General features: G+C 65.9%; 3 protein-coding genes and 1 pseudogene. All 4 read right to left on the bottom strand.

What is annotated here, in order from left to right; all coding sequences use genetic code 11:
- Positions 1-622, bottom strand: a 622-nt coding sequence (gene rfbG, locus FVW27_RS06635) for a CDP-glucose 4,6-dehydratase (protein ID WP_167123768.1), incomplete at its 3' end; no start/stop codon positions are given.
- Positions 623-809: 187 nt separating this feature from the next.
- On the bottom strand, positions 810-1,592 hold the full coding sequence (gene rfbF, locus FVW27_RS06630; RefSeq protein ID WP_167123766.1) for a glucose-1-phosphate cytidylyltransferase: 783 nt from the start codon (positions 1,590-1,592) through the stop codon (positions 810-812).
- Between the two features lie 466 nt (positions 1,593-2,058).
- Entirely contained in the window at positions 2,059-5,223 is a 3,165-nt protein-coding gene (locus FVW27_RS06625) for an EAL domain-containing protein (protein ID WP_167123764.1), read from the bottom strand.
- Positions 5,224-5,315: 92 nt separating this feature from the next.
- A pseudogene (locus tag FVW27_RS06620) lies at positions 5,316-5,681 on the bottom strand (DegT/DnrJ/EryC1/StrS family aminotransferase); the annotation flags it as partial.

Here is a 5,681-nt window from a genome sequence, read left to right as displayed (position 1 = left end):
ACGCCCGCGCGCAGTCGGGCACGATGCGGTCCGCCGCCCAGTCGCCGCCGCCGATGACGTTGCCCGCGCGGGTGGTGGCGCAGCGCACGCCGTTCCTGAAGAACGATCGGAAGTACGAGTGCGCGATGATCTCGGCGCAGCCCTTGGACGCGGAGTACGGGTCCTCGCCGCCCAGGTGGTCGGTTTCGCGGTAGCCCCACACCCATTCGTCGTTGCGGTAGCACTTGTCCGAGGTGATGCACACCACGGCCTGCACCGAAGGCGCGCAGCGCACCGCCTCCAGGATGTTCAGGGTGCCCATGGCGTTGGCCTCTATGGTGGCCGCCGGGTCGTCGTACGACTTGCGCACCAGGGCCTGCGCCGCCAGGTGAAAGACCACCTCGGGCGCGAAGTCGGCCACGGCCTTGCACACCGCCGCGCGGTCGCGGATGTCGGCGCGGATGTCCGTGATGCGGGCGCCAAGGCCCATTTCGTCGAAATTGGCGGGGCTGGTGGGCACATCCACCGACAGCCCGGCCACTTCCGCGCCAAGCTGCAACAACCAAGCGGTCAGCCACGACCCCTTGAACCCGGTATGGCCGGTGACCAGCACCTTGCGGCCGCGATAGGCATCTGCAAACATTGTATGTCTCTCCGTATTCTCGACGGGGAAGGCGGAGAGGGAACCGGGGGAAGGAACCCTTTGTAAAGGGTCCCCTTCCCCCGGACCCCCATCCCCCTAAACATTCATTGTGGACGGGCAGCCATGGAAAGGGGCTGCGAAGAAGTGTTCAGAAGGCATAGCCAGCGGGCGAAAGGCCCATCTGAACCTATACCTTGAAGCCCTTGGCCCAAGGCGCACTGCCCTTGTCCCACATCGCATTCAGCTTCTGCCAGTCGCGCAGGGTGTCCATGCATTCCCAGAAGCCTTCGTGGGGGTACATGGATAGTTGGCCGTCGGCGGCCAGGCGTTCCAGCGGCTGCTTTTCCAGGTCGCACGATTCGTCCTCGTCCAGGTAGTCGAGAAATTCGCGCTTGAACACGAAGAAGCCGCAGTTGATGTATTCGTTCAGCACCGGCTTTTCCTGCCATGACAGGATGTTGCCATCCGCGTCGGTCTGCACCGCGCCAAAGCGCGAGGGCATGCGCACGCCGGTGAAGGTGCCGATCTTGCCCGACTTCTTGTGGAACTCCACCAGCTTGTCGATGTCGATGTCCGACACGCCGTCACCGTAGGTGACCATGAAGCGGTCGGTGTCGATGTGCTGGGCCACCCGCTTGATGCGCGCGCCCTTCAGGGTTTCCTGCCCGGTATCGCACAGGGTCACCTTCCAGTCGGTGCAGCTGCTGCACTCGTGGGTGGTCATGGCGCCGGTGGCGAGGTCCACGGTGAAGTCGGTGTTGCGGATGCGGTAGTCGTGGAAATACTGCTTGATCACCTCGCCCTTGTAGCCCAGCGGCAGGATGAAATCCTTGTGGCCGTGGCGGGCGTAGATGCTCATGATGTGCCACAGCACCGGGCGGCCGCCGATCTCGACCATGGGCTTCGGCTTGAATTCGGTTTCTTCGCGCAGGCGGGTGCCCTTGCCCCCGCACATGATGATGACCTTCATGCGATACCTCGTGATGGGGTAATGTGCTGTCGTCGTCCGGGTTGTTATAGCAGAACGCGCGGCGTTGCGGAACGGCCTGCTGCCCTGCGTGCCCGGACGGATGTGGGCAATGTTGCCGGGGCCGGGGTGCGCAGGGTCGCGTGGTGCGCGCGGCATACGCGGCCCACGTTGCGCGGACGATGAAAACCGTGCAATGCTGCTGTGTTGCCGTTCGGATGTACGGGATGGACGGGGTGCGGTGGCGTCATGATGACGTGCGGAACCTCCGTTCCGCGCGCGGGTGGGTGGCCGACAATCCGGGGGCGGCACGGCACACTGGCGCGCCGCGTTTCCGCCGGAATTTCCGGCCCTTCTACGTGGCGTGCTAGATACGCTTGCGCGTGGCGCTTGTCCATAGGTGCGGCACGTGATTTTCGCGGGGGCAGCTCCCTCCGCCGCCCGGTTGGGGGCGGCGCGCCGGGGCTTCTCAGGGAAACCGCGTGCCTGCCTTTTGTTGACGCAGCAGTTCCTCGAACCGCGCGGCAGGCACGGGAGGCGAGAACAGATAGCCTTGCCCCCTGCCGCACCCCAGCGATTTCAGCAGCACGTACTGCTCCATGGTTTCCACGCCCTCGGCCAGCGAGGTGACGCCAAGCCCCGCGGCAATGCCCAGCATGGCCCGCAGCAGCGCCAGCGACGAGGCGTCGGGCAGGTCCTTCACGAACGTACGGTCTATCTTGATGACATCGAACGACAGCGCTTGCAGATAAGACAACGACGAATAGCCGGTACCGAAGTCGTCCAGCAGGATGCGCACCCCAAGATCCGTCACCGCGTCGAGCATGGTCCGGGCCTTGTCGATGTTTTCCATGTACACGGTTTCGGTAACTTCCAGAGCCAGTTGCTCTGCGGGCAGGCCGCTGGCGTCCAGAATGGCGCGGATGTCTCCGGGCAGGTTGCCGCGTTGCAGGTGGCGCGCCGAAATGTTGCACGACACGCGCAACCGGCCCAGACCCGCTTCCGTCCAGGACTGCGTCTGCGGGCAGGCCTGCGACAGCACGGCCATGTCGATGCTGGTGACAAGGCCCGTCTGTTCGGCCACGGGAATGAACTCGGCGGGCGAGACCAGGGCGCCGTCCGGCTTGCGCCAGCGGGCCAGCGCCTCGGCCCCCACGATGCGCCCGCTGCCCAGATCCACCACCGGCTGGTAGTAGGGCACGATGTGCCCCAGCGCGATGGCGGGCCGCAATTCGGCCTCCACCTCCAGGCGGTGCTGGGCCGCACGGGTAAGCTCCGGGGTATAGAAGCGGTAGGTGTTCTTGCCGGACGCCTTGGCTCGGTACATGGCAAGGTCTGCGCAGCGCACCAGATGGCCCCCGGTGTCTCCGTCGGCGGGAAAGGTGGCGATGCCGATGCTGACGCCAAGGTATACTTCGGAATGCGCCACGCGGAAGGGCATGGCAAATTCGGCGATGAGCCGTTTCGCCAGTTCGGAATGGGACTCGGCCCCGCCGGGCGCCGCCGTGACGATGATGAATTCGTCGCCGCCAAGGCGCGCCACCGTGTCGTCGGCCCCCAGCACCGCCGCCAGCCGTCTGCCTACCTCCATCAGCACCACGTCGCCGATGGCGTGGCCCAGGGAGTCGTTGACCAGCTTGAAGTCGTCCAGGTCCAGCAGCAGCACGCCCAACTGCTGCTGCCGGCTGCGGGCCTCGGCCAGCATTTCGTCCAGGGTTTCCAGCCCGCGCAGCCGGTTGGCGAGGCCGGTGAGCGAATCGGTGAAGGCCAGTTCCTGCAACCGCGCCTCGGCAAGCTTCATGTCCGTGATGTCGCGGATGAAGGCCACCGACTGGCGGGTATGGGGAATCATGGTCACGGTCATGGCCACGTGGTGCAGCCCCCCGGCGGCGTCGATCAGCCGGGTTTCGTACTCGCGCGGGGCGGCAACGCCGTTGCGCCGGTCGGCATGGTACCCCAGCATGCGGGGCAGATCGTGCTCGTGAAAGAAGCCGGTCCACGACGGGCGGTGGTCCAGGTCGGCCTGAACCATGCGGACCAGCCGCAGGAATTCCGGGTTGGCCAGCGCGATGGTGGTGTCTTCGTTGATGAGGATGGCGGGCGTGCCCGTGTTCAGGAACATGGCCCGGTACTGCTCTTCCGATTCTTCCAGCATCCGCCGGGTGTGTTCCAGGTCGCTGATGTCGATGAAGGTTTCGAGCAGATACTCCTTGCCCCCGCGCGATATGGGCACCACGGACTTCAGGATGTCCAGGTTGCCGGTGGCCGTCAGCAGGGTGCGCTTGGCATGATCCATGGGCTGGCCCAGATCGCACACCGGGCATGCGCCTTCTTCCGCCGGGCATACGAACTGGTGGCAGCGCCTGCCCGTCACTTCGGCGGCATCGCGCCCCAGCAGGGCGCAGGCGTGGCTGTTGATGCTGACGATGGCGCGGGTTTCACGGTCCACCAGCATGACGCCCACCTTGAGGGCGTCAAGCATTTCGGACAGAAATTGCTCGTTCTCTCGAATGGATTGGAACGCCCACGAGGTGACCAGGGCCAGCCTGTCCAGCTCGTCACCGCCCTGCGGCATGGTGGCCAGCTTGGAGGCGGGAACGTTGGCGGCAACCCGGGCGCTGAGCGTGGCAAGGCGTGACAGTACCCGGTTGTCAAGGAACAGCAGGCCCGCGATCAACGCCAGGATGCTGAGCGTCAACACCACAAGCAGGCCGCTGTGCACGATATTGCGGGCGGTTTCGCCCAGGGCGCGGGGGGCCTGGACGGTGACGGCCAAAGGGGGGCCGTCGTCAAGGTCGGGCAGCACCGTCCCGCTCCAGATGGTGTGACGGTCCACACCCACCACCGGAATTTCCGATGCGGGCTCGTCCCGCCTGGGGGCGTCTGCGGCGGTATCGGCAAGTTGCCGCAGGGCGTCGGGCAGGTTGTCGGGCAGGGCCGGAACAAGGGCGAGTTGCAGTTCCGTGTTCCGGGCCAACTCCTTCTGGTACGGATCGTCGACCAGACGGGCCATCCATATCCAACCCCGAGGGGGGCGGCTTTGCAGCGAATCGAGCACCGGGCGGCAGGCCGTCATCCAGATGGCATCGTCGATGCGGACCAGCCCGGACAGCCCGTCATGCTGCGCGGAGTGCGGCAACGTGGCGACGGTTCGGCGCATGAAGGCGAGCAGGGTGGGGTCGGCCCTTTCCACGCCGCCGCTGACAATGTCCGGCGCGTCGGAGTGGACTACCCGCCCGTCGCCGGAAATGAAGACGATGGCATCCAGGTGCTGGTCCCGAAAGACTTCGGGCGTGATGTTGCTTTCAATGTAGGCGGGATTGACGTCGACCATGAACTGGTAGGAATCATCCCACCAGGCCCAGTCCTTGAGCAGTGCATCCAGTCTGTGCACGTCGCTTTGCAGGGCGTTGACGGCACGGCGGGCGTTGGCTGCGGCAAGTTCGTGCTCGAAGGCGTCGAGCCTGCCAACCACCAGCGACCCGGTTGCCAGCACGCATATCAGCCCCAGCGCGCCGAGGATGGCCGTAAGACCGAAGGCCGCACCCCCACGCAGGCTGCGACGGGGGCCGAGGGTGGGCGGAGGAGTCTCCGGCATCACGGGGGTGGGCTGATGCTGTGCGCCAGTGTTCATCATGTGAGCCTATCTATGGGGACTGTATTCATTGGCAAACATGATGCAGCCGACGACCGGCGTCAAGCAAGAGGCGGAATCGGGCAGCAGGGCTATGCCTGCCGGGCCACCTGCGCGAAGAATTCCAGCAGCGGACCTTCCGCGCCCTGTTCCACCACGCACGGCCAGTTCAGCACCTGCGTGCCTACCCGTTCCGACACCGGGCAGGCCCCGGCGGCATAGCCCAGCGAGGCCATCCCCGCCCGCGCACCTACGACGGGGTCCATGAACCATGTCCACGCGGTATGTACCCGCGCATCCATCAGCGTTTTCAGCTGGTCCGCCCTGGGATGGGTGAACGCCAGCCGATGGGCCACGATGCGCAACGCCGGGTCGGCATAGGCGGCGGGCAGGTGCGCGGCCAGCGGCGTGCCGTACGCGGCGGCCAGGTAGCGTTGCAGCAGCGCCTCGCGTCGGGC

The organism is Nitratidesulfovibrio liaohensis (assembly GCF_011682075.1).
Taxonomy (GTDB): Bacteria; Desulfobacterota; Desulfovibrionia; order Desulfovibrionales; family Desulfovibrionaceae; genus Cupidesulfovibrio; species Cupidesulfovibrio liaohensis.
This window is presented reverse-complemented; position numbering and strand designations above follow the sequence as displayed.

What these genes read in the sequence shown, in the direction of transcription:
- rfbF (WP_167123766.1), bottom strand. Translation starts at nt 1,592, where the DNA reads ATGAAGGTCATCATCATGTGCGGGGGCAAGGGCACCCGCCTGCGCGAA.
- FVW27_RS06625 (WP_167123764.1), bottom strand. Translation starts at nt 5,223, where the DNA reads ATGAACACTGGCGCACAGCATCAGCCCACCCCCGTGATGCCGGAGACT.